At 62.2% G+C, this 21,287-nt stretch carries 20 protein-coding genes, 2 tRNA genes and 3 rRNA genes; 16 read left to right on the top strand and 9 right to left on the bottom strand.

Translation table 11 applies throughout. The features are described from left to right. The first annotated feature begins 321 nt into the window (after nucleotides 1–321). The 6 genes from DFR31_RS06795 to DFR31_RS06770 all read left to right on the top strand — a co-directional run bounded on the left by DFR31_RS06795 (nucleotide 322) and on the right by DFR31_RS06770 (nucleotide 6,004). Nucleotides 322–1,864 (top strand): 16S ribosomal RNA (locus tag DFR31_RS06795). A gap of 78 nt (nucleotides 1,865–1,942) precedes the next feature. Further along, nucleotides 1,943–2,019 (top strand) — tRNA-Ile (locus tag DFR31_RS06790). A 6-nt stretch (nucleotides 2,020–2,025) separates the two neighbouring features. Further along, a tRNA-Ala gene (locus DFR31_RS06785) sits at nucleotides 2,026–2,101 on the top strand. Nucleotides 2,102–2,322: 221 nt separating this feature from the next. Next, nucleotides 2,323–5,215: ribosomal RNA gene (locus DFR31_RS06780) — 23S ribosomal RNA — on the top strand. 123 nt (nucleotides 5,216–5,338) lie between these two features. Next, a 5S ribosomal RNA gene (gene rrf, locus DFR31_RS06775) occupies nucleotides 5,339–5,455 on the top strand. Together the 16S, 23S and 5S rRNA genes with 2 tRNA genes alongside form the textbook arrangement of a ribosomal RNA operon. Before the next feature lie 237 nt (nucleotides 5,456–5,692). Then, on the top strand, nucleotides 5,693–6,004 hold the full coding sequence (locus tag DFR31_RS06770) for a hypothetical protein (RefSeq protein ID WP_121441843.1): 312 nt from the start codon (nucleotides 5,693–5,695) through the stop codon (nucleotides 6,002–6,004). Nucleotides 6,005–6,085: 81 nt separating this feature from the next. Here the strand turns inward: DFR31_RS06770 and DFR31_RS06765 are convergent, their stop codons facing one another. Together DFR31_RS06765 and DFR31_RS06760 are read right to left on the bottom strand one after the other, a co-directional pair. Beyond that, on the bottom strand, nucleotides 6,086–6,556 hold the full coding sequence (locus DFR31_RS06765; RefSeq protein WP_121441842.1) for a flavin reductase family protein: 471 nt from the start codon (nucleotides 6,554–6,556) through the stop codon (nucleotides 6,086–6,088). An 18-nt stretch (nucleotides 6,557–6,574) separates the two neighbouring features. Further along, nucleotides 6,575–7,033, bottom strand: a complete 459-nt coding sequence (locus tag DFR31_RS06760) for a CBS domain-containing protein (protein ID WP_121441841.1) — start codon at nucleotides 7,031–7,033, stop codon at nucleotides 6,575–6,577. Between the two features lie 195 nt (nucleotides 7,034–7,228). Here DFR31_RS06760 and DFR31_RS06755 point away from each other — a divergent pair, with 195 nt between their 5' ends. The 7 genes from DFR31_RS06755 to nqrM are packed head-to-tail and all read left to right on the top strand — an operon-like array spanning nucleotide 7,229 to nucleotide 13,440. Further along, complete coding sequence (locus DFR31_RS06755; protein WP_121441840.1) at nucleotides 7,229–8,575, top strand: Na(+)-translocating NADH-quinone reductase subunit A; 1,347 nt, start codon at nucleotides 7,229–7,231, stop codon at nucleotides 8,573–8,575. A gap of 1 nt (nucleotide 8,576) precedes the next feature. Further along, nucleotides 8,577–9,818, top strand: coding sequence for an NADH:ubiquinone reductase (Na(+)-transporting) subunit B (locus tag DFR31_RS06750; RefSeq protein ID WP_121441839.1), 1,242 nt, complete (start codon nucleotides 8,577–8,579; stop codon nucleotides 9,816–9,818). 4 nt (nucleotides 9,819–9,822) lie between these two features. Beyond that, nucleotides 9,823–10,611 (top strand): Na(+)-translocating NADH-quinone reductase subunit C, encoded by a 789-nt coding sequence (locus DFR31_RS06745; RefSeq protein ID WP_121441838.1) that lies wholly within the window; start codon nucleotides 9,823–9,825, stop codon nucleotides 10,609–10,611. Nucleotides 10,612–10,638: 27 nt separating this feature from the next. Further along, nucleotides 10,639–11,304, top strand: a complete 666-nt coding sequence (locus tag DFR31_RS06740; RefSeq protein WP_121441837.1) for an NADH:ubiquinone reductase (Na(+)-transporting) subunit D — start codon at nucleotides 10,639–10,641, stop codon at nucleotides 11,302–11,304. Between the two features lie 4 nt (nucleotides 11,305–11,308). Beyond that, entirely contained in the window at nucleotides 11,309–11,929 is a 621-nt protein-coding gene (gene nqrE / locus DFR31_RS06735) for an NADH:ubiquinone reductase (Na(+)-transporting) subunit E (RefSeq protein ID WP_121441836.1), read from the top strand. Nucleotides 11,930–11,940: 11 nt separating this feature from the next. Continuing rightward, nucleotides 11,941–13,167, top strand: coding sequence for an NADH:ubiquinone reductase (Na(+)-transporting) subunit F (nqrF, locus tag DFR31_RS06730; protein ID WP_121441835.1), 1,227 nt, complete (start codon nucleotides 11,941–11,943; stop codon nucleotides 13,165–13,167). Between the two features lie 27 nt (nucleotides 13,168–13,194). After that, complete coding sequence (gene nqrM, locus DFR31_RS06725) at nucleotides 13,195–13,440, top strand: (Na+)-NQR maturation NqrM (protein ID WP_211328239.1); 246 nt, start codon at nucleotides 13,195–13,197, stop codon at nucleotides 13,438–13,440. A 101-nt stretch (nucleotides 13,441–13,541) separates the two neighbouring features. Here the strand turns inward: nqrM and DFR31_RS06720 are convergent, their stop codons facing one another. The 3 genes from DFR31_RS06720 to DFR31_RS13860 all read right to left on the bottom strand — a co-directional run bounded on the left by DFR31_RS06720 (nucleotide 13,542) and on the right by DFR31_RS13860 (nucleotide 15,863). Then, a complete protein-coding gene (locus DFR31_RS06720; protein ID WP_121441834.1) occupies nucleotides 13,542–14,897 on the bottom strand; it encodes a TrpB-like pyridoxal phosphate-dependent enzyme in 1,356 nt (451 codons plus the stop codon). 100 nt (nucleotides 14,898–14,997) lie between these two features. Next, nucleotides 14,998–15,672, bottom strand: a complete 675-nt coding sequence (locus DFR31_RS06715; RefSeq protein WP_121441833.1) for a YiaD family glycine zipper/OmpA-like lipoprotein — start codon at nucleotides 15,670–15,672, stop codon at nucleotides 14,998–15,000. A gap of 23 nt (nucleotides 15,673–15,695) precedes the next feature. Continuing rightward, nucleotides 15,696–15,863, bottom strand: a complete 168-nt coding sequence (locus DFR31_RS13860; RefSeq protein ID WP_170153616.1) for a hypothetical protein — start codon at nucleotides 15,861–15,863, stop codon at nucleotides 15,696–15,698. 128 nt (nucleotides 15,864–15,991) lie between these two features. Here DFR31_RS13860 and DFR31_RS06710 point away from each other — a divergent pair, with 128 nt between their 5' ends. Next, nucleotides 15,992–16,234, top strand: a complete 243-nt coding sequence (locus DFR31_RS06710; protein ID WP_121441832.1) for a sulfurtransferase TusA family protein — start codon at nucleotides 15,992–15,994, stop codon at nucleotides 16,232–16,234. Between the two features lie 55 nt (nucleotides 16,235–16,289). Here DFR31_RS06710 and DFR31_RS06705 read toward each other — a convergent pair whose 3' ends face one another. Beyond that, nucleotides 16,290–16,655 carry a phasin family protein gene (locus tag DFR31_RS06705; protein ID WP_121441831.1) on the bottom strand — a complete coding sequence of 122 codons (366 nt, stop codon included), beginning with the start codon at nucleotides 16,653–16,655 and terminating at the stop codon, nucleotides 16,290–16,292. 139 nt (nucleotides 16,656–16,794) lie between these two features. Continuing rightward, on the bottom strand, nucleotides 16,795–17,793 hold the full coding sequence (gene sohB / locus DFR31_RS06700; protein WP_121441830.1) for a protease SohB: 999 nt from the start codon (nucleotides 17,791–17,793) through the stop codon (nucleotides 16,795–16,797). 60 nt (nucleotides 17,794–17,853) lie between these two features. Between sohB and DFR31_RS06695 the strand changes: the two genes are divergently transcribed. Together DFR31_RS06695 and zapE are read left to right on the top strand one after the other, a co-directional pair. Further along, complete coding sequence (locus DFR31_RS06695) at nucleotides 17,854–18,141, top strand: hypothetical protein (protein WP_121441829.1); 288 nt, start codon at nucleotides 17,854–17,856, stop codon at nucleotides 18,139–18,141. 97 nt (nucleotides 18,142–18,238) lie between these two features. Then, nucleotides 18,239–19,360: a cell division protein ZapE gene (gene zapE, locus DFR31_RS06690; RefSeq protein ID WP_121441828.1), complete on the top strand. Its 1,122-nt coding sequence runs from the start codon at nucleotides 18,239–18,241 to the stop codon at nucleotides 19,358–19,360. 275 nt (nucleotides 19,361–19,635) lie between these two features. Here the strand turns inward: zapE and DFR31_RS06685 are convergent, their stop codons facing one another. Further along, a complete protein-coding gene (locus tag DFR31_RS06685) occupies nucleotides 19,636–20,559 on the bottom strand; it encodes a histone deacetylase family protein (RefSeq protein WP_121441827.1) in 924 nt (307 codons plus the stop codon). A 19-nt stretch (nucleotides 20,560–20,578) separates the two neighbouring features. Then, entirely contained in the window at nucleotides 20,579–21,286 is a 708-nt protein-coding gene (locus DFR31_RS06680) for a spermine/spermidine synthase domain-containing protein (protein WP_121441826.1), read from the bottom strand. Nucleotide 21,287: the final 1 nt, after the last annotated feature.

Here is a 21,287-nt window from a genome sequence, read left to right as displayed (position 1 = left end):
AGGGGTTTGACAAGGGGGTGCGAAGCTGTAGAATGCGCGCTCCTGACACGGCGACAGGGGGTTGCCGAGGCCTTTGAGGCCGGGCCCTACGGGGTGACACGGAGGGTTGACAGGCTGGCGTATCGCGGTAAGATATGCGGCCTTGGCGAGGCGAAGCTCTCGCGCTCTTTAACAAACTGGATCAGATGATTTGTGTGGGTGCTTGCGCTGTGAGGTTATCTGCGATGCAGAGCTAATCGGCACAAGTATCTTCCGTCAAGTGAGATGCTTGCGTGTCGAGTCAGTATTAACCGGTGCCTTCGGGTGCTGGTTTGCAAGATTGAACTGAAGAGTTTGATCCTGGCTCAGATTGAACGCTGGCGGCATGCCTAACACATGCAAGTCGAGCGGCAGCAGCAGGAGCTTGCTCCTGGCTGGCGAGCGGCGGACGGGTGAGTAACGCGTGGGAATCTGCCCTTCGGTGGGGGATAGCCCGGGGAAACTCGGATTAATACCGCATACGCCCTACGGGGCAAAGTGGCCCTCTGATTCAAGGTCACGCCGAAGGATGAGCCCGCGTCCGATTAGCTAGTTGGTGGGGTAAAGGCCTACCAAGGCGACGATCGGTAGCTGGTTTGAGAGGATGATCAGCCACACTGGGACTGAGACACGGCCCAGACTCCTACGGGAGGCAGCAGTGGGGAATATTGGACAATGGGCGAAAGCCTGATCCAGCAATGCCGCGTGTGTGAAGAAGGCCTGCGGGTTGTAAAGCACTTTCAGCAGGGAGGAAAAGCTTACGGTTAATACCCGTGAGTCTTGACGTTACCTGCAGAAGAAGCACCGGCTAACTCCGTGCCAGCAGCCGCGGTAATACGGAGGGTGCGAGCGTTAATCGGAATTACTGGGCGTAAAGCGCGCGTAGGCGGTTCGATAAGTCGGGTGTGAAAGCCCCGGGCTCAACCTGGGAATTGCATCCGATACTGTCGGGCTAGAGTCTGGTAGAGGGAAGTGGAATTCCGGGTGTAGCGGTGAAATGCGTAGATATCCGGAGGAACACCAGTGGCGAAGGCGACTTCCTGGACCAAGACTGACGCTGAGGTGCGAAAGCGTGGGTAGCAAACAGGATTAGATACCCTGGTAGTCCACGCCGTAAACGATGAGAACTAGCCGTTGGGCTCATTTATGGGCTTAGTGGCGCAGCTAACGCATTAAGTTCTCCGCCTGGGGAGTACGGCCGCAAGGTTAAAACTCAAAGGAATTGACGGGGGCCCGCACAAGCGGTGGAGCATGTGGTTTAATTCGATGCAACGCGAAGAACCTTACCTGCCCTTGACATCCTCGGAACCAGCCAGAGATGGCTGGGTGCCTTCGGGAACCGAGTGACAGGTGCTGCATGGCTGTCGTCAGCTCGTGTCGTGAGATGTTGGGTTAAGTCCCGCAACGAGCGCAACCCTTGTCCCTAGTTGCCAGCGATTCGGTCGGGAACTCTAGGGAGACTGCCGGTGACAAACCGGAGGAAGGTGGGGATGACGTCAAGTCATCATGGCCCATATGGGCAGGGCTACACACGTGCTACAATGGCCGGTACAGAGGGTTGCCAAGCCGCGAGGTGGAGCTAATCCCAGAAAGCCGGTCGTAGTCCGGATCGGAGTCTGCAACTCGACTCCGTGAAGTCGGAATCGCTAGTAATCGCAGATCAGCAATGCTGCGGTGAATACGTTCCCGGGCCTTGTACACACCGCCCGTCACACCATGGGAGTTGGCTGCACCAGAAGCAGGTAGTCTAACCTTCGGGAGGGCGCCTGCCACGGTGTGGTCGATGACTGGGGTGAAGTCGTAACAAGGTAGCCGTAGGGGAACCTGCGGCTGGATCACCTCCTTTAAAGAACGCATGGCAGGCCTTGCGGTGCGAGCATCCAGCACAAGTCATCTGATCCGGGGATAAGTCTCGAGACCAAGCGGGTCTGTAGCTCAGTTGGTCAGAGCGCACCCCTGATAAGGGTGAGGCCGGTGGTTCAAATCCACCCAGACCCACCATTATCTGGGGCCATAGCTCAGCTGGGAGAGCACCTGCTTTGCAAGCAGGGGGTCGTCGGTTCGATCCCGACTGGCTCCACCATTCCCTGCGTGTGGGAGCGGCTCGAGTGTGGGTTCATAGGCCAGCATCTGTTTTGTCGGGTGCTGGCCTCTGAGCCTCAAGTGGGCGAAGAGACTGATCTTTAACAATCTGGATTGACCGTCAAACGAGTGCACAGCATCGTCGTCTAGGATGCTGTGCGAGGCATGTCAGTTGTTCGTGGAGCCAGCGCCGTGTAGCCCCCAGACTGGTTGGGGTTATATGGTCAAGCGGTTAAGCGCGCACGGTGGATGCCTAGGCGGTAGGAGGCGATGAAGGACGTGGTAGCCTGCGATAAGCCTCGGGGAGCTGGCAAACAAGCTTTGATCCGGGGATTTCCGAATGGGGCAACCCAATCACCTTTTAGGTGGTTATCGTGCACTGAATCCATAGGTGCACGAGGCGAACCCGGGGAACTGAAACATCTAAGTACCCGGAGGAAAAGAAATCAACCGAGATTCCCTGAGTAGCGGCGAGCGAAAGGGGATTAGCCCTTAAGCATTCGGTGTTCTAGCGGAGCGATCTGGGAAGGTCGGCCATAGAAGGTTATAGCCCTGTACGCGAAAGGGCACCGAGTGTGAAATCGAGTAGGCCGGGACACGTGTTATCCTGGTTGAATATGGGGGGACCATCCTCCAAGGCTAAATACTCCCTACCGACCGATAGCGAACCAGTACCGTGAGGGAAAGGTGAAAAGAACCCCGGAGAGGGGAGTGAAATAGAACCTGAAACCGTGTGCGTACAAGCAGTGGGAGCCCGAAAGGGTGACTGCGTACCTTTTGTATAATGGGTCAGCGACTTACTCTCAGTGGCAAGGTTAACCGTATAGGGAAGCCGTAGGGAAACCGAGTCTTAACCGGCGCCATAGTCGCTGGGAGTAGACCCGAAACCGGGCGAGCTACCCATGGCCAGGGTGAAGGCGAGGTAATACTCGCTGGAGGCCCGAACCCACTAACGTTGAAAAGTTAGGGGATGAGCTGTGGGTAGGAGTGAAAGGCTAAACAAGCCCGGAGATAGCTGGTTCTCCCCGAAAGCTATTTAGGTAGCGCCTCGTGTCTCACTCCCGGGGGTAGAGCACTGTTTCGGCTAGGGGGGCTTCCGAGCTTTACCAAACCGATGCAAACTCCGAATACCGGGAAGTGCAATCACGGGAGACACACAGCGGGTGATAACGTTCGTTGTGAAGAGGGAAACAACCCAGACCGCCAGCTAAGGTCCCGAAATCGTGGCTAAGTGGGAAACGATGTGGGAAGGCAGAGACAGCCAGGAGGTTGGCTTAGAAGCAGCCATCCTTTAAAGAAAGCGTAATAGCTCACTGGTCTAGTCGGCCCGCGCGGAAGATTCAACGGGGCTAAGTCACGTACCGAAGCTGCGGACGCAAGCTTGTCTTGCGTGGTAGGGGAGCGTTCCGTACGCCGATGAAGGCGGACTCGCGAGAGCCGCTGGAGGTATCGGAAGTGCGAATGCTGACATGAGTAACGATAATGAGGGTGAAAAACCCTCACGCCGAAAGCCCAAGGTTTCCTGCGCAACGCTAATCGGCGCAGGGTGAGTCGGCCCCTAAGGCGAGACCGAAAGGTGTAGTCGATGGGAAACGGGTTAATATTCCCGTACCAACTGTTACTGCGATGGGGGGACGGAGAAGGCTAGGTCATCCGGGCGTTGGTTGTCCCGGTGCAAGCGTGTAGGCAGAGCGGCCAGGCAAATCCGGCTGTTCAATGTCGAGACGTGATGCCGAGGTCCTACGGGACCGAAGTGATTGATGCCAGGCTCCCAGGAAAAGCCTCTAAGCTTCAGGTAGCAGTTGACCGTACCGCAAACCGACACAGGTGGGCAGGGTGAGAATCCCAAGGCGCTTGAGAGAACTCGGGTGAAGGAACTAGGCAAAATGGTACCGTAACTTCGGGAGAAGGTACGCCCCTGGTAGGTGAAGGCCCTTGCGGCCGGAGCTGAAGGGGGTTGCAGTGACCAGGTGGCTGCGACTGTTTACTAAAAACACAGCACTCTGCAAACGCGTAAGCGGACGTATAGGGTGTGACGCCTGCCCGGTGCCGGAAGGTTAAGTGATGGGGTTAGCGCTTCGGCGCGAAGCTCTTGATCGAAGCCCCGGTAAACGGCGGCCGTAACTATAACGGTCCTAAGGTAGCGAAATTCCTTGTCGGGTAAGTTCCGACCTGCACGAATGGCGTAACGATGGCCACACTGTCTCCACCCGAGACTCAGTGAAATTGAAATCGCTGTTAAGATGCAGCGTACCCGCGGCTAGACGGAAAGACCCCGTGAACCTTTACTACAACTTCGCACTGGACTTTGAGCCTGCTTGTGCAGGATAGGTGGGAGGCTTTGAAACCGGGACGCCAGTTCCGGTGGAGCCGACCTTGAGATACCACCCTGGCATGCTTGAGGTTCTAACCTCGGCCCGTTATCCGGGTCAGGGACAGTGTGTGGTGGGTAGTTTGACTGGGGCGGTCTCCTCCCAAAGAGTAACGGAGGAGTGCGAAGGTACCCTCAGCGCGGTCGGAAATCGCGCGTAGAGTATAAAGGCATAAGGGTGCCTGACTGCGAGACTGACACGTCGAGCAGGGGCGAAAGCCGGCCTTAGTGATCCGGTGGTTCTGTATGGAAGGGCCATCGCTCAACGGATAAAAGGTACTCCGGGGATAACAGGCTGATTCCTCCCAAGAGTCCACATCGACGGAGGAGTTTGGCACCTCGATGTCGGCTCATCACATCCTGGGGCTGTAGCAGGTCCCAAGGGTACGGCTGTTCGCCGTTTAAAGTGGTACGCGAGCTGGGTTTAGAACGTCGTGAGACAGTTCGGTCCCTATCTGCCGTGGGCGTCGGAGGTTTGAGGGAAGCTGCTCCTAGTACGAGAGGACCGGAGTGGACGCACCTCTGGTGTTCGGGTTGTCACGCCAGTGGCACTGCCCGGTAGCTATGTGCGGACGGGATAACCGCTGAAAGCATCTAAGCGGGAAGCCCCTCCCAAGATGAGACCTCCCTGGGGACTCGATCCCCCTGAAGGGCCGTGGAAGACCACCACGTTGATAGGCCGGGTGTGGAAGCGCAGCAATGCGTGAAGCTAACCGGTACTAATTGCCCGTGAGGCTTGGCCATATAACCCCAAACGGTTTGGGGTGGGCGCCAGGCCAACCCCGTTCAACCGACATGCCTCGACTCGGCACGGTCAATCCAGACAACGCGTGAAACCGGCCCATCACCGGGACACGCAACGCTTTGCCTGGCGAACATAGCGAGCGGGAACCACCCGATCCCATCCCGAACTCGGTAGTGAAACTGCTCAGCGCCAATGATAGTGCGGCCTCGCTGTCGTGCGAAAGTAGGTCATCGCCAGGCTCCTACACCAAAACCCCTGTCCAAACACGGACAGGGGTTTTTTTATGCGCAAACGGTTCACAAGGCCTCTTTGCGCTGACTGAGCTTTCTCCCAGATCGGGGTCGCAGGCGCGCAGGGGCTGTTCAGGTTAGCCCTTATTGAGGGCGATCATGACCCGGGCTATAGGTGCAGAGGGGCGGGCAGCACCGCCCGCCCTAGCCTCACAGGCTTCCGCCGCGCGTAAGGAGGCCGTCATTATGATGATTGCACGCTGGTACATCGACGCTCGCTTCGGCCACAAGCAGACCGTTATCGACTCGCTTCAACAGTGGATGAAGGAGATCGGGAGTCAGATTGGGTGGACCGAGGACAAGGTGAGGATTCTTACCGGGTCGGTAGGGGCCTTGGAATCGGCGGTAATTGGAGAGGTGACCATTTCAGGGCTCGATGAGCTGCATGACGCTTGGGAGAAGTTAGCCACCATTGAGGCCCACAAGCAGTGGAGTAAGGACTTGGAGCCGTACGTGGTATCCGGCTCCCAGTACTGGCGAGTTTACCGGGTGGTTTGAATGTCTTCAGGGCTGTTGTTAGGGCGCTGTGGCTGGGACCGATTTCCTTGGGCCCAGGATGCCGCCTCCCATGGCGCCCCTTCAGTCTAAATAGTGCCCGGCATGGAAGATCAGAGGCTCTGCAGGCCGATAGCGCACCTCTAGTACTTCGCCCATCAGGATGACGTGATCCCCTCCATCCAGCCGATCTCGAACTCGGCACTGGAATCGTGCTGTGAAGTCGTCGAGGAGAGGCAGTTCGCCGATCCCGGGAAGGTAAGGGATCCGGGTGAATTTATCCTTGATGTCCTGCGCGAAGTGGTCGGCAACGCCTCGTTGACCTGCGTGCAGGACGTGCACCGCGTAATAGGGCGATGCCATGAAGGCATCGAAAGGGCCCACGTCTCGTTGAGCGCTCCAGAGCACCAGGGGCGGATTCAACGAGACGCCGGTGAAGCTATTCACCGTCATCGCGACCGGCCGGCCGTTCGGGGCCCTGGCAGTTGTCACTGCCACACCGGTGGCAAAGGCGCCGAGGGCGCCACGAAGTGCAGAGGGGTCAATGGAGTTCACGGCGCGACAAGCCGGGTGTTAGATCTCTATCTGATGGCCAAACATGTAGTCGACCAAGTCGGCTATGGTCCGCTCCTTGTCCTTGACCACATAGCGGACCAAGTCGCCGATGGACAGGAGGCCGAGCAGCTTGTTGTCTTCGACTACCGGCAGGTGGCGCACGCGGCGGTCGGTGCACTGGACCAGCGCCTCCTCAACGGTGATGGACGGCGACACTCCCAGCACCTTGGTGTTCATGACCTCCCCAACCTTTAGGTCGGTTGGATTCTTGCCTGTGTTCCCAATTCGGCACATGACGTCTCGCTCGGCCAAGATGCCCGCCAGTCGCCCCTGTTCAGTGACCAAAACGCAGCCGATATTAGCTTCGCACATCGTGCTGATGGCTTCGGCAACGGGCGTATCCACGGTCACGGTTCGGAGGTTGTCACCGAGCCGTTCGGCCTTCTCGGCCAGGACATACTTCAGCAAAGTCTCCATCGGGTGACCTCCCAGCCGAAGGGGATCTCCCGAAAAGATAGATCAAGTTTGCTCCAATGTCCCGCCACTGAGCCGCTGGAGCGATCAGAGCGGGGTTGGATTCGCCTGTTCTCCATTGGTGGTAAGCCCTCGTCGGTGAGCCATACTTTGTTCAGGGTAAATTTCTCATTCGTGACAAAGGCTTAGGCTATCACCATGATCAAGGTCAGGCGGGGGCTGGATATACCGCTGGCCGGCGTACCCTGCCAGGAGGTGGATCGCGGTAGCCACGTGCGCACGGTCGCGGTGCTGGGCATCGACTATCCGGGGTTGAAGCCGGCGCTCCGCGTGAAGGAGGGCGACCGGGTTCGCCGGGGGCAGGTCCTCTTCGAGGACCGGCAGCTGGAAGGCGTCCGGTACACGGCCCCGGGCGCGGGACGGGTCAGCGCCATCAACCGTGGTCATCGTCGGGTGTTGTTGTCGGTGGTGATCGACCTGGCCGGAGGTGAGGGTGACGAGCCCTTTTCCGCGCACCATTCCGGAACGCTTTCCCGACTCGGGCGTGAGAGAGTGCAGGAGCAGTTGCTGGCATCTGGTGAATGGACGGCGCTGCGTACCCGGCCCTTCGGCAAGGTGCCGGTGCCAGACTCAGTGCCCGACGCGATCTTCGTGCCGGCGATGGATACCCAACCCCTCGCGCCCGACCCGGATGTGATCATTGGCGCAGAGTTAAGGGGGTTCCGCGATGGCTTGACGGTACTGAGCCGGCTGACCGATGGCCCGGTATGGGTCTGTCGCGCCGCCCAGTCGTCGCTGCCTTCGTTTGCGGGTGAGCAAATCCGGGAAGAGTCCTTCGCCGGGCCGCACCCGGCGGGCAATCCCGGTACCCATATCCACTTTCTTTACCCTGTGGACCAGCAGCGAATGGTCTGGGTGGTGGGCTACCAGGATGTGATTGCGATCGGGCGACTGTTCACCAGTGGCCGGCTGTACACCGATCGGGTCGTGGCCCTCACCGGGCCGCAGGTCGCGCGGCCACGGTTGGTCAGCACGCGGGCGGGCGCAAGCCTTGAACAGCTCACCGCCGGCGAGTTGGTGTCCGACGAAAACCGCGTGATCTCCGGCTCTGCGCTGCACGGTCACCGTGCCGCCGGGCCAACCGCTTATCTCAGCCGATTCTCCAATCAGGTGACGGTGTTGCGCGAGGGGCGGGAGCGAGCCCTGTTGGGCTACCTGTCACCCGGGTTCAACCGCCATTCGGTCATGAACATCTACCTCTCCCGGCTGATGCCCTGGAAGCGCCTGTCCTTGACCACCAGCACCCATGGCAGTGAGCGCGCCATGGTGCCGCTGGGGCAGTACGAGGAGGTGATGCCGCTAGACATCCTGGCTACTCAGCTGCTGCGCGCGCTGGTGGTGGGCGATCTTGAGACTGCCGAGGCCTTGGGTGCACTAGAGTTGGTGGAGGAGGACTTGGCGCTGTGCACCTACGTGTGCGCCGGTAAGTATGAGTACGGCCCGATCCTCCGGGATAACCTCACGCGCCTGGAAGAGGAGGGTTGAGGTGGGGCTGCGGAGCTTTATTGACAAGCATATCGCGCCGCACTTCGAGCAAGGGGGGCGGTTGGAGCGGTTCTACGTCTTTTACGAGATGTTCGACACCATGCTCTACAGCCCCTCCCGGACCACCTTGGCCAGTCCCCATGTGCGCGACGGCCTGGACCTCAAACGGGTGATGATCACGGTCTGGGTCGCAGCCCTGCCTGCACTGGTGGTGGGCATGGTCAACGCCGGTTATCAGGCGAACCTGCAGATCACGGAGTTTGGCTACGATCCCATCCCCGGCTGGCGCACCGATTTGGTCATGGTGCTGACCGGGTTCGAGCACACCAGCTGGGCGGCCAACCTGATTCACGGGGCCGTCTACTATGTGCCCATCTTTATCGTCACCTACCTGGCCGGGTTCCTGTGGGAGGGGCTGTTTGCCTGGAAGCGTGGTCACGAGGTGAACGAGGGGTTCTTCGTCACTGGCATTCTCTTCACCCTGATTCTGCCGCCCACCATTCCCCTTTGGCAGGTGTTTCTTGGCATCAGTTTCGGCGTGGTGATTGGCAAGGAGATCTTTGGCGGAACGGGCAAGAATTTCCTGAATCCGGCGCTGGTCGGTCGCGCCTTTCTCTTCTTCGCCTACCCTGCGGAGATGACCGGCGATCGGGTCTGGACTGCTGTCGACGGTTTCAGTGGCGCCACCCCGTTGGCCCTGGCGGCGGAAGGGGAACTGGACTACGGCGCAGGGTTGGCCGGAGTGGCGGGCACCTCGGCGGGGGTGGACCTGACTTGGATGCACACGGCCTTCGGTGGGATCCAGGGCTCCATTGGCGAGACCTCGGCATTGGTCATTGCCTTCGGTGCGGTGATTCTCCTGATTACCAAGATCGCCTCCTGGCGGATCATGCTCAGCATGTTTCTGGGGATGGTGGCCATGGCGTGGGTCTTTAACCTGGTGGGCAGCGAGACCAACCCGATGTTCGCCATGCCTTGGTACTGGCATCTGACTGTGGGCGGGTTCGCGTTCGGGCTGGTGTACATGGCTACCGATCCGGTCTCGGCTGCCATGACAAACACCGGTAAATGGATATTCGGGCTGCTGATTGGTGTCCTAGTAGTATTGATCCGCGTGGTCAATCCGGCGTTCCCGGAAGGGGTGATGCTGGCTATTCTCTTCGGGAACCTCTGTGCGCCGCTGATCGATCACTTTGTGGTGCAGGCCAATATTCGGCGTCGCAAGCGGCGTCGGGAGGGGTGAAACCATGGCAGCGGGGCGGGACTCCATTGCCAACACGGTGCGGGTCTCATTCCTGGTCTGCCTCGTGTGTGCCGTGGTGGTCTCCACCGCCTCGGTGAGCCTACAGGAGGCGCAGCGGGAAAACCGCCTGCAGTATCGGCAGGTTCACATTCTGCAGGCTGCAAGTATGTATCAGCCGGGCATGGCGTTGAGTGAGGCCTTCGAGCGCATAGAGCGGCGGTTCGTGGAGGTCGATACCGGTGATTATGTCGATATGCCCGAAGACTATGACCCTCAGCGCGCCGCCCGGGATCCGGAGCGCAGCCGGTCGCTCGACCCCGACCCGGCCGGCATTCGCCGCCAAGCCTATGTGCAGGAGGTTTTTCTGGCTTGGGGTGAGGATGACCGGCTTGCGCGCGTCATCCTCCCCGTTCATGGCTATGGCCTCTGGTCCACCATGTACGGGTTTCTCGCCCTGGAGCCGGACGCCAACACGGTAGCCGGCATCGGCTTTTTCGAGCATGGCGAAACCCCTGGGCTGGGCGGTGAGATCGAGAATCCGCGCTGGCAGGGGATCTGGGAGGGCAAGGAGCTCTTTGATGAAGAGGGTGAGGTGGCGATCCGGGTCATCAAAGGGGCTGTCCCGGACGATACTGATGCTGAAGAGCACCTGGTCGATGGGCTGACCGGTGCCACCATTACCACGGAGGGGGTGAACAAGCTGGTGCGGTTTTGGGCTGGGTCGGAGGGCTACGGCCCCTATCTGGAACGGCTGCGTGAGGGTTACCAGCGTGATGGCCCCCCCCACCCGTGACGGCGGCTGAATGCCCCGGGAGGCAGTATGGCCACGGCGAGATTGAGTGAGGTTCTGTTCCAACCCATTTTTAGCAACAACCCTATTGCGCTTCAGATACTCGGTATCTGCTCGGCACTGGCGATCACCACCACCCTGCAGACCACGGTGACCATGTGCCTGGCGGTGATCTTCGTGCTCACCTGCTCGAACTTCTTCGTCAGCCTGATCCGAGCCCATGTGCCGACCAATGTGCGCATCATTGTCCAGATGACCATCATTACCTCGCTGGTCATCCTGGTGGACCAGGTGCTGCAGGCCTACGCCTACGAGATCAGTCGTCAGCTGTCGGTCTTCGTAGGGCTGATCATCACCAATTGCATCATTCTGGGGCGGGCCGAGGCCTTCGCCATGAACAACTCGCCGGGTATGGCCGCCGCCGACGGCCTGGGCAATGCATTGGGCTACTCGATCGTACTGTTGTTCGTCGGGGCATCGCGGGAGTTGTTCGGCTCCGGCACGCTGGCCGGGGTGGAAATCCTGACCCCGGTGGCGGAGGGAGGGTGGTATGAACCCAATGGATTGATGCTGTTGCCGCCGGCGGCGTTCTTCCTTATCGGTGGTTTTATTTGGGCGCTGCGCGCATGGAAGCCTGATCAGGTGGAAGAACCGCAGTTCCGCATCGCGGCCAATTCGCGGCCAGTCGAGGCGTGACATCATGTTTGAGCACTACCTCAACCTGTTCATCCGCGCCGTGTTCGTGGAGAACATGGCGCTCGCCTTCTTTCTCGGTATGTGCACGTTTCTCGCCATTTCCAAGAAGGTGCAAACCGCCCTGGGGCTGGGGATCGCGGTCGTGGTCGTGCTGACCATCACCGTGCCGGTGAATAACCTGATTCTGCACAACCTGCTGGACGAAGGGGCCCTGGCGTGGACGGGCATTGCTGCGCTGGAAGAGCTGGACATGCGCTTTCTCGGCCTGCTCTGCTATATCGGGGTGATCGCAGCCATCGTGCAGATCCTGGAGATGACCTTGGATCGGTACGTGCCAGCGCTCTACAACGCCCTCGGCATCTTCCTGCCACTGATTACCGTCAATTGCGCCATCCTGGGCGCCAGCCTGTTCATGGTGGAGCGCCACTACAGCTTCGACGAGAGCGTGGTTTTCGGTTTCGGGGCCGGGGTGGGCTGGGCGCTGGCCATCGTGCTGTTGGCGGCCATCCGCGAGAAGCTTAAATACAGTGACGTGCCGGAGGGGCTCCAGGGCCTGGGCATTACCTTCATGATCGTTGGCCTGATGTCGCTGGGCTTCATGTCCTTCGCGGGGGTCCAACTCTAGCCGGGGGTGCCATGGTCTTTGAGGTCTTCTTAGGCGTGGTTACCTTCACCGCCATCGTGCTCTCTTTGGTGGCGGTCATCCTGGTGGCCCGGGCGGTACTCGTACCTCGCGGTGAGGTCCGGATCGATATTAACGACGACCCGGACAAGGCGGTGGCCACCTCGAGCGGTGGCAAGCTGTTGGGCACCCTGGCGGCTAACGGCATCTACCTTTCCTCGGCCTGCGGCGGTGGGGGTACCTGCGGCCAGTGCCGTTGTCGGGTGCTGGAGGGTGGGGGCGATATCCTGCCCACGGAGATGGACCACTTTACCCGCAAGGAGATCCGAGAGGGCTACCGCCTGTCCTGCCAGGTGACGGTCAAGCGAGACCTGAAGATCGAGGTGCCCCCCGAGTTCTTTGACATCCGCAAGTGGGTCTGTGAGGTGACCGCCAATGAGAACGTCGCCACCTTCATCAAGGAGCTCGTGCTGAAGCTTCCCGAAGGCGAGGACGTGGCCTTCCGCGCCGGGGGGTTCATGCAGGTGGAGGCCCCGCCCTTCCACGTGCGCTTCAGTGACTTTGAGGTGCCTGACGAATTCCGCGAGGATTGGGAGAGCCTGGCGCTGTTCGACCTGGAAGTGCGCAGCGACGATACCGTGATCCGGGCCTATTCCATGGCCAATTACCCGGAGGAGCGGGGCAAGTTGCTGTTCAACGTCCGCATCGCCGCGCCGCCGCCCGGTCAGAGCGTGCCGCCGGGGATTGTGTCGTCCTATCTGTTCAGCCTCAAACCGGGCGATGAATGTACGGTGTACGGCCCCTTCGGGGAGTTCTTTGCCAAGGAGACGGACGCGGAGATGATCTTCATCGGCGGTGGGGCGGGCATGGCGCCAATGCGCTCGCACATCTTTGACCAGCTGTTGCGGCTAAAGACCGACCGCAAGATCACCTTCTGGTATGGGGCCCGTTCCTACCGCGAAGCCTTTTACGTGGAGGAGTTCGACCGCCTGGCCGAGGAGTATGACAACTTCGACTGGTACCTGGCCCTGTCCGACCCCCTGCCCGAGGACAACTGGGAGGGCCTGACGGGCTTTATCCACCAGGTGCTCTATGACCAGTACCTGAAAGACCACCCGGCGCCCGAGGACTGTGAGTACTACATCTGCGGGCCACCCATCATGCTGAAATTCGCGTTGCAGATGCTCGATGAACTGGGTGTCGAGCCGGAGAACATCCTTTACGACGACTTCGGCGGCTGAGGGCGCCCGGTCGGGGAGGCTAGCGCGTTGCTCATCACCATCATCGTGGCCATTGTGCTCTTTGCGTTGCTGTTTGCCGCTATGGCCATCGGCGTGATCTTGGCCAATAAGCCGGTGCGCGGCTCCTGCGGCGGCATTGGTGCCCGGGGCGGACGGGCCGACTGCGAGATCTGCGGCGGCGACCCGGAGCGCTGCGACGAGGAGCAGCGCAGCAACGCCGATCAGGCCGATCGTGAAGGGCGGACTGGGCCGTCGCCTTCCCGCCGCCACTGATTGTCGGTCCAGCGGCAGCGGGCCGTGGCTGACTCACGCCGGCCCGGTGCCCGTCGCCCCGCTCAGTGGGGGCAAGGCGCACGGCCACCGGGGCAGGCCGATCAGCCCTCTACCTTGGGCAGGCTTTGACGGGCGCGGGCCAGGGCCTCGCTGGGGTAGTCCATGTCCTCCAGTTCTCCGGCGAAGTAGCGGTCGTAGGCGGACATGTCGAAGTGGCCGTGGCCGGAAAGGGTAAAGAGAATGGTCTTTTCGCGACCCTCTTCCTTGGCCGCCAGGGCCTCGTCGATGGCCGCGCGTATGGCGTGGGCCGACTCCGGAGCGGGGATGATGCCCTGGGTGCGAGAGAAGAGCACGCCCGCCTCGAAGGTGGCGATTTGCTGCACCGACTGGGCTTCCAGCACTTGGTCGTGGTAGAGCTGGGAGACCAGGGCGGAGTCGCCATGATAGCGCAGGCCACCGGCGTGGATGCCGGGCGGCATGAAGTCGTGGCCCAGGGTGTACATCTTCATCATCGGGGTCAGGCCGACACTGTCCCCGTAATCGTAGGCATAGTGGCCCCGCGTCAGTGTCGGGCAGGAGGCCGGCTCGACCGCGACGAGCCGGATGTCCTTGCCCGCCGCCTTGTCCGCCAGGAAGGGAAACATGATGCCGCCCACGTTGGAGCCACCCCCACAGGGTGCGAAGACCACGTCGGGGTAGTCGCCGGCGATGGCCAGCTGCTTTTTGGCCTCCAGCCCGATGACGGTCTGGTGGAGCAGTACGTGGTTCAGCACGGAGCCCAGGGCGTAGTTGGTATCGCCCCGTGAGGCCGCCTCCTCCACCGCTTCCGAGATGGCCATGCCCAACGAGCCGCGGGAGTCAGGGTCCCGCTCCAGCGCCTCGCGGCCGGCCTGGGTGTAGGGCGAGGGGCTGGGTATGACCTCACCACCCCAGGTCTCCATCATCGAGCGTCGGTAGGGCTTTTGCTGGTAACTGATGCAGACCATATAGATCCGCACATCGAGCCCGAACATCTGACCCGCCAACGAGAGCGACGAGCCCCACTGGCCGGCCCCCGTCTCGGTGGTCAGGCGTTTGATACCCGCCTCGGCGTTGTAATAGGCTTGGGCGACCGCGGAGTTCGGCTTGTGCGAGCCGGCCGGGCTGCCGCCCTCGTACTTGAAGTAGATGCGGGCCGGGGTGTCCAGCGCCTGCTCAAGGCGCCGGGCACGCACCAACGGTGCGGGCCGCCACAGGGCGAGCGCCTCGCGTACCGGCTCCGGGATCGGTATCCAGCGCTGATCGCTGGTCTCCTGCTCGATGATCGCGGGTGGAAAGATCGCCTCCATGGCGCCCGCGCCGATCGGGTTGCCGTCGGGTCCCAGATAGGGCGCCGGCGGGGTCGGCATGTCCGGGATGACGTTGTACCAGTGGGTCGGGATCTCGGACTCGGGCAGGTAAATCTTGTTGTCGCTCACGGCTGAACCTGTTGCAACTGCGCCGCCGCGGCGGCTTGGGTTACGGCATTTTGCCGGGTGCGCAGGTACGCCCCGGCATGCCAGTGGTCGGGTTTTACCCTTACTGGGTGATGGGCAGGAAGGTGATCTCGACGCGGCGGTTCTGCTGGCGCCCCTCCTCCGTCTCGTTGCTGGCGATGGGCCGCTCCTCACCGAAACCGACTGCGACCATGCGCATCTCCTCCACGCCGCGGTTGTTCAGGTAGTGGCCCACGGTCTGGGCGCGGCGCTCCGACAAGCGTTGGTTGTACTCGGCCGCGCCGGTGCTGTCGGTATGGCCCGCCACCTCGATCATCGTCTGGTCGTACTCCTTGGCCACGACGGCCACCGAGTCCAACACCTCGAAGAAATCGGAGCGCAGATCGGCGCTGTCGAACCCGAAGGTCACATGGCCGGGCATGTTCAGAATGATGTTGTCGCCATCGCGGGTGACGCTCACCCCGGTGCCACGCAACTGCTGGCGCAGCTCCTCGGCCTGGCGGTCCATGTACGCCCCCACCGCGCCGCCGCCCAAGGCCCCGATGCCGGCACCGATAAGGGCGCGCCGGCGACGATCACGGGAGTCACTGCCGGTGAGGGCGCCTGCGGCAGCGCCCGCTGCGGCGCCGATGCCCGCGCCCAAGGTGGCACGGGCGGTGTGCTCCTCGTCGGTGTAAGGGTCGAGCGTGGTGCAGCCGGCCAGGGTGAACGCAGCGGCCACGGAGAGGGCGAGGGCAATGCGTGCAGGGCGATTCATGCTCGTGGCTCCATGCTGCGGCATCAGTCTTTGCCGTAGGGGTTGTCAATGACGTCCATCCAGCGGTCATGCGCCTCGTCCGCCTTCTCGCGCCACTGCTTCACCTGCTCCTCGGTGTAGGCTTCGCGCAGGCCCTTGTCGGTGAAGGAACGGGGGTCCTGCCCGGTGTGGCGTTGGTTAAGCTTAGTCATCGGTTGATCCCTGTCGCTTGTTAACGTAGTCAGGTCGGCGGTGTGCGCTGGTCAGCGGCGGCACCGCTTGACGCAATCTCGTGGATTGTAACAATAAGCGTCCACCCGCGACGACTGGAACCCTGGCCGTGGATTACGATGAGCAGCTAGACGTGCGTGGGCTCAACTGCCCGATGCCGATCCTGAAGACCAAGCGGCGCCTGGTGACCATGACACCCGGCGAAGTGCTCTGGGTGCGCGCCACCGATCCACATGCCACGGTGGACTTCATGGCGTACACGGAGCGGAGCGAACACGAACTGCTCGCCCAGGAGGAGGTCGGCGAGGAACTCCAGTTTTGGATCAGGCGGGGGCAGGAAAGGCGGGACTGACGATGCCCTGACCGGCCCCATGGGCATGGGGCCCGGGTCAGTGGCCTGCGGCGGTTCAGGCAGTCTTGCGGCTGGCCGCCTTGGCTGCGGTCTCCTGCAGGTTGGAGACATTCTCCTGGGTGACCGCCTGCATCTCGGTGCCGAAGGACTGGCTGATGCTGTTCAGGGTCTTCATGTCCTCGGTGACCTGCTGGGCCAGGTTATTGACGAATTTGTTCTGTTCCGTGAGGAAGGACTGCAGGCTTTGGCTGTCGGTCACTTCCAGCGCGGCACGCATGCGACCGATGCCGAGACCGGAGTAGGTCCGCATACGATCGATTTGGAATTCCACCAGCTTCTCGGTGTTGTTCAGCATGAGCTCGTTGAACTTGCGCACCGGTCCCATCATCTGTTGCATGTTGTTCATCATCTGGTCCTGCATGGTTGTTACCTCTGGGTTTAAAAAGTCGAGCGGTGGGCACGGCCTGTGCCCGGGTACCATGCAATATAGCAGCGGTTTGCTGCGCTGCAACGTTGTGCTGGAAGTGGGATTTTACTGAGCAAAGTGAGTGACTTGGTCCTCACTTAAGCCGACGCAGCAGGGTGGCAACCGTGCTCCTTGCGGTTTTCAGCCAGCGCTGCGCGAGCCGTTCGCGCTGGCGGTAGCGCAAGTGGATCAGCCGGTGGTCCCGGCGCCGACTCATCAGCCAGTCATCGCTAGTCCCCAGTTCATCGACCAGGCCCAGTTGTCGGGCCTCCTGGCCCAGCCAGTACTCCCCCGTGGCCACCCGGTCCAGGTCCAGCTCCGGGCGGTACTGCTGGATGAAGCCCTTGAACTGCCGGTGCACCGCCTCCAGGTCCTGCTGGAACTTCTCGCGGGCCTCGTCGGTGTTCTCGCCGAACACGCTCAGGGTGCGTTTCCACTCGCCGGCAGTGTGCTGCTCGTAGTCGATGTCGTGGCGCCGCAGCAGGCGGTTGAAGTTCGGCAGCGCACCAATGACGCCGATGGAGCCCACCACGGCGAAGGGCGCCGCGATAATCCTGTGGGCCACGCAGGCCATGAGGTAGCCGCCGCTGGCCGCCACCCGGTCGACGCTGACGGTCAGCTGGAGGCCGGTATCTCGCAGCCTGCACAGTTGAGAGGCGGCAAGCCCGTAGCCCGGGACGGTGCCCCCCTGACTGTCCAGCCGCACCAGCACGCTGTCGGTATCCGGTCGCGCGGTGCCGAGAATGGCGGTGACCTCTTCGCGCAGGGCGCGCACCCGGCTGGCGTGCATATCGCCGTCGAAATCGAGCACGAAGACCCGGGGCAGCGGGTCGTTGCCTTGCGCCTTCTCGGCCTTGGCCGCCCGGCGGGCCTGGCGCCTGGCCTGGCGTTTGCCGTCGCTGGCCGCCCGGATCACCTGGTCGAGTTGCTGGTAGTAGCGGTTCAGCCGGCGGGCGCGGAGCTGGCCGGTTTCGGTGTCACCGGGGTCACCCCGGCGCAAGCTACCCATGATGACGGCGGCGCCGGCAGCCACCAGGAAGACCACGGTGAGCCCCTTGGCCAGAAACAAAAGGTATTCCTCGAGCCCTGCCATATGCTATCCCTTGTGTCCTGCTGGAGAGAGTAATCGCACGTTTCGAGGAGTATACGGGGGATGAGACCGTCCGCGACTACCCTGCCGTCCGACCCGGTGCGTTACCGGGACGACGACTACTACACCCTGCGCCAGCTGGATGAGCACCTGGGTTGCGCGAAAGGCACCACCTTTCGCCGCTTCCGGCGCGCTGCTCTCCAGGAAGGCCGGGATTTTCACCAGTTGTGCCCCGGCCGGGACGAGGCCTTGATCGGTCAACTGATTGAGGCCGGGCGCGCTTACCCGGCGCCGCCGCGAGTGCTGTTGATACGGGCGGAGGCCTGCCGAAACCTGTTGCAGTCGGGGTGAGGGCCGTGAACCTTCCGGGTGCCCGTGCGCTGCTGGCAGGGTGGCCGCTGTGCCATAATCCCGCCTTTGCCGCAATGGAGCAGGAGCGAGACGCCTCATGACGCCCCGCGAACGTTACCAGCACGATCTGGAGCAGGGACTGATCAGCCCGGATGCCGCCCAGGCTGACGCCGTGGAAGCACTGCACGCCCTGTACGAGGCGCTATTGGCGGCACCGCCCCGGCCCGAGCCGAAACCGCAGGCCCGCGGTGTTAAGCGGTTGCTCAAACGCCTCAAGCGGGACAAGCCCGAGCCGGTGGAACCGGTCACCGGGCTCTACCTCTGGGGGGGCGTAGGCCGTGGCAAGACCTACCTGGTGGACAGCTTTTTCGAGGCGCTGCCCTTCCAGGACAAGCAGCGGATGCACTTCCACCGCTTCATGCACGCCGTACACGATGACCTCAAGGCGCTGCGCGATGAGCAGGACCCGCTGGAGCGGGTAGCCGACCGCTTCGCCAGTCGAGCCCGGGTGATCTGCTTTGATGAGTTTTTCGTCAGCGATATCGCTGACGCCATGATTCTTGGTGGGCTCTTGCAGGCGTTATTCGAGCGGGGCGTCAGCCTGGTGGCCACCTCCAACATCCCGCCGGATGACCTCTACAAGGACGGCCTGCAGCGTGCCCGTTTCCTGCCGGCGATCGACCTGATCAAGCGCTACACCCGGGAGTTGAACGTGGATGGTGGGGTGGATTACCGCCTACGCTTCCTGGAACGGGCCGAGATCTACCACTGGCCGCTCGACGAGCAGGCGGACGATGTGCTCACCGATGACTTCGAGCACGTGATCCCGGAGCCCGGCACCGCCGGTGAATCGCTGGAAGTGGAGGGGCGGCTGATCCCCACCCGGCGGATGGCGGACGGGGTGGTGTGGTTCGATTTCCGGGCCGTGTGCGACGGCCCCCGGAGCCAGGCCGATTACATCGAACTGGCCCGTACCTTCCACACGGTGATCATCTCCGGCGTGCCGGTGTTCAACCAGTACCGGGATGACCAAGCCCGGCGCTTCATCAGTCTGGTGGACGAATTCTACGACCGCGGCGTCAACCTGATCATCTCCGCGGAGGCGCCACCGGAACGGCTTTACCAGGGCGAGCGCCTGGCCTTCGCCTTTGAACGTACGGTGAGTCGCCTGCAGGAGATGCAGTCCCACGACTACCTGGCGGCCCCCCACAAGCCCTGAGGCGGGGCCGGTACGCGCCGGTGGCCGTAGTCCTGTGGGTTATCCACGGATTCTGTGGATAACTTTGTGGATTGTTCGGGGAAACACCCCCCAAGTGGGCATCAGGGCGTGCCGGCCATTGGATTGGTGGAAAATGCACCAAGCCCGCCGTGCCTCTTGAAATCAATAAGTTACGAGGCAGTTTCGGTTGGCCCTCCGGGCGCCGGGCGGCAGGTGCCGGCCCAGAACAGCCATGTGCATAACAGCCCGGGGCGGGGCGTTGCAATGCCCCGGGATTACATCATCAGTGCTTCCACGTGGGCGCTGGCGCAACGTCCCACGGCATTCAGGCTGTAACCGCCCTCCAGGGCAGAGACCACCTTGCCGTCGCAGTACTTGCGGGCAATGGCCACCAGCTCCCGCGTGGCCCAGGCAAAATCGGTCTCATCCAGCCGAAGCGTGGCCAGCGGGTCGGAGCGGTGGGCGTCAAAACCGGCGGAGATCATCACCAACTGCGGTTTGAAGCGGTGCAGGGCGGGCAGGATGCGCTCCTCGAACTGGTAGCGGAACGCGTCGGAGCCGTCGCCATCCTCCAGCGTGGCGTTGCAGATATTGCCCTGGCCGGTCTCGGATGGATCACCGGTGCCCGGGAACAGCGGCGCCTGGTGGGTCGACAGGTAGAGCATCTGCGGATGCCGTTCGGCGATCGATTGGGTGCCGTTCCCGTGGTGGACATCGAAGTCCATGATCGCTACCCGCTCCAGGCCGTGCACCGCGATGGCCTGGGCGGCCCCCACGGCGATATTGTTGAAGAAACAAAAGCCCATTGCCTGGTCCGGCTCGGCGTGGTGCCCAGGTGGGCGCACGGCGCAGAAGGCCTTCTGCGCCTGGCCCCCGACCACCGCGTCCACCGCGTGGCAGACCGCCCCGGCGGCGCGCAGTGCCGCCTCGCCGGTGGCCGGGCAGACCACGGTGTCGTTGTCGATGAAGGACTGCCCCTGATCGGGGATGCGGGCCAGGATGTCGCGCACGTAGTCGGCATCGTGCACCCGGGTGAGCTGTTCTATCTCGGCCCGCGGGGCCGACTCCCGGATCATGAACTCGAAGGTGGAGGACTGCAGTGCGTTAAGGATGGTCTGCAGCCGTTGAATGCTCTCCGGGTGCCCCGCGCCGGTGTCATGCTCCAGGCAGGCGGGGTGGGTGATCAGCCAGGTCGTCATGCCTCTCCTCCTGCGACCGTCAGGTCCGTTGACGCGGGTGCCGGGCCCAGGCAAAGACCCAGTCCACGTCATAGGACGGTATGGAGACCGTTTTGTCTTCCCAGGACTCGAAGCGTTGCTCCAGCCCCTGGCGGATCTCCTCGCGCAGCGCCGGCTCGTTGCTGCCGCAGCACTGCATGGTAAACGTACCGCCCGGGCGCAGCCGCTGCCCGGCCAGGGCCAGGGTCTGGTCGATGAACTCGGTTCGGCCCTGGGCGTTGCTGAACGGCTCCATGGTCAGATCGTAGATGATGCCGTCGTAGACGTCTTCCCGGTGCAGCCAGGTCAAAGCATCGTCTACTACCACCCGTGCCTGCGGCGCCTCGAAGGCATCGCCGCAGAGCCGGGGCAGGTACTGCCGGCAGAGCTCGATTACCGCCTGATCGATGTCCACCAGGATGGCCTCGTCGGCGCCGCCGGCAATGGCCTCACGCAGTACACCGCCATCGCCGCCGCCGAGGATCAGCACCCGGCCGAGGCAGCCGTGCCGGTCGAGTGGCTCCACCATGGCCCGATTGTAGGGCTGGTCGGCCTCGGCGATCTGCAAATCGTCGTCCAGATAGAGCACTCGGCCGAGGCGCTCGTCCTCGGCGATGACGATGTGCTGGTAGTCGGAGCGGCGGGTGGTGAGCACCCGCTGACCATACTGGATGTACTCGGGTACCGGCGGTCGCAGGGGTGTGGCCACA

Origin of the sequence: Alkalispirillum mobile, assembly GCF_003664325.1 — a bacterium.
Classification (GTDB): Bacteria; Pseudomonadota; Gammaproteobacteria; order Nitrococcales; family Halorhodospiraceae; genus Alkalilimnicola; species Alkalilimnicola mobilis.
Note: the sequence above shows the minus strand (reverse complement) of the source record. Positions and strands in the feature narration are given on the sequence as shown.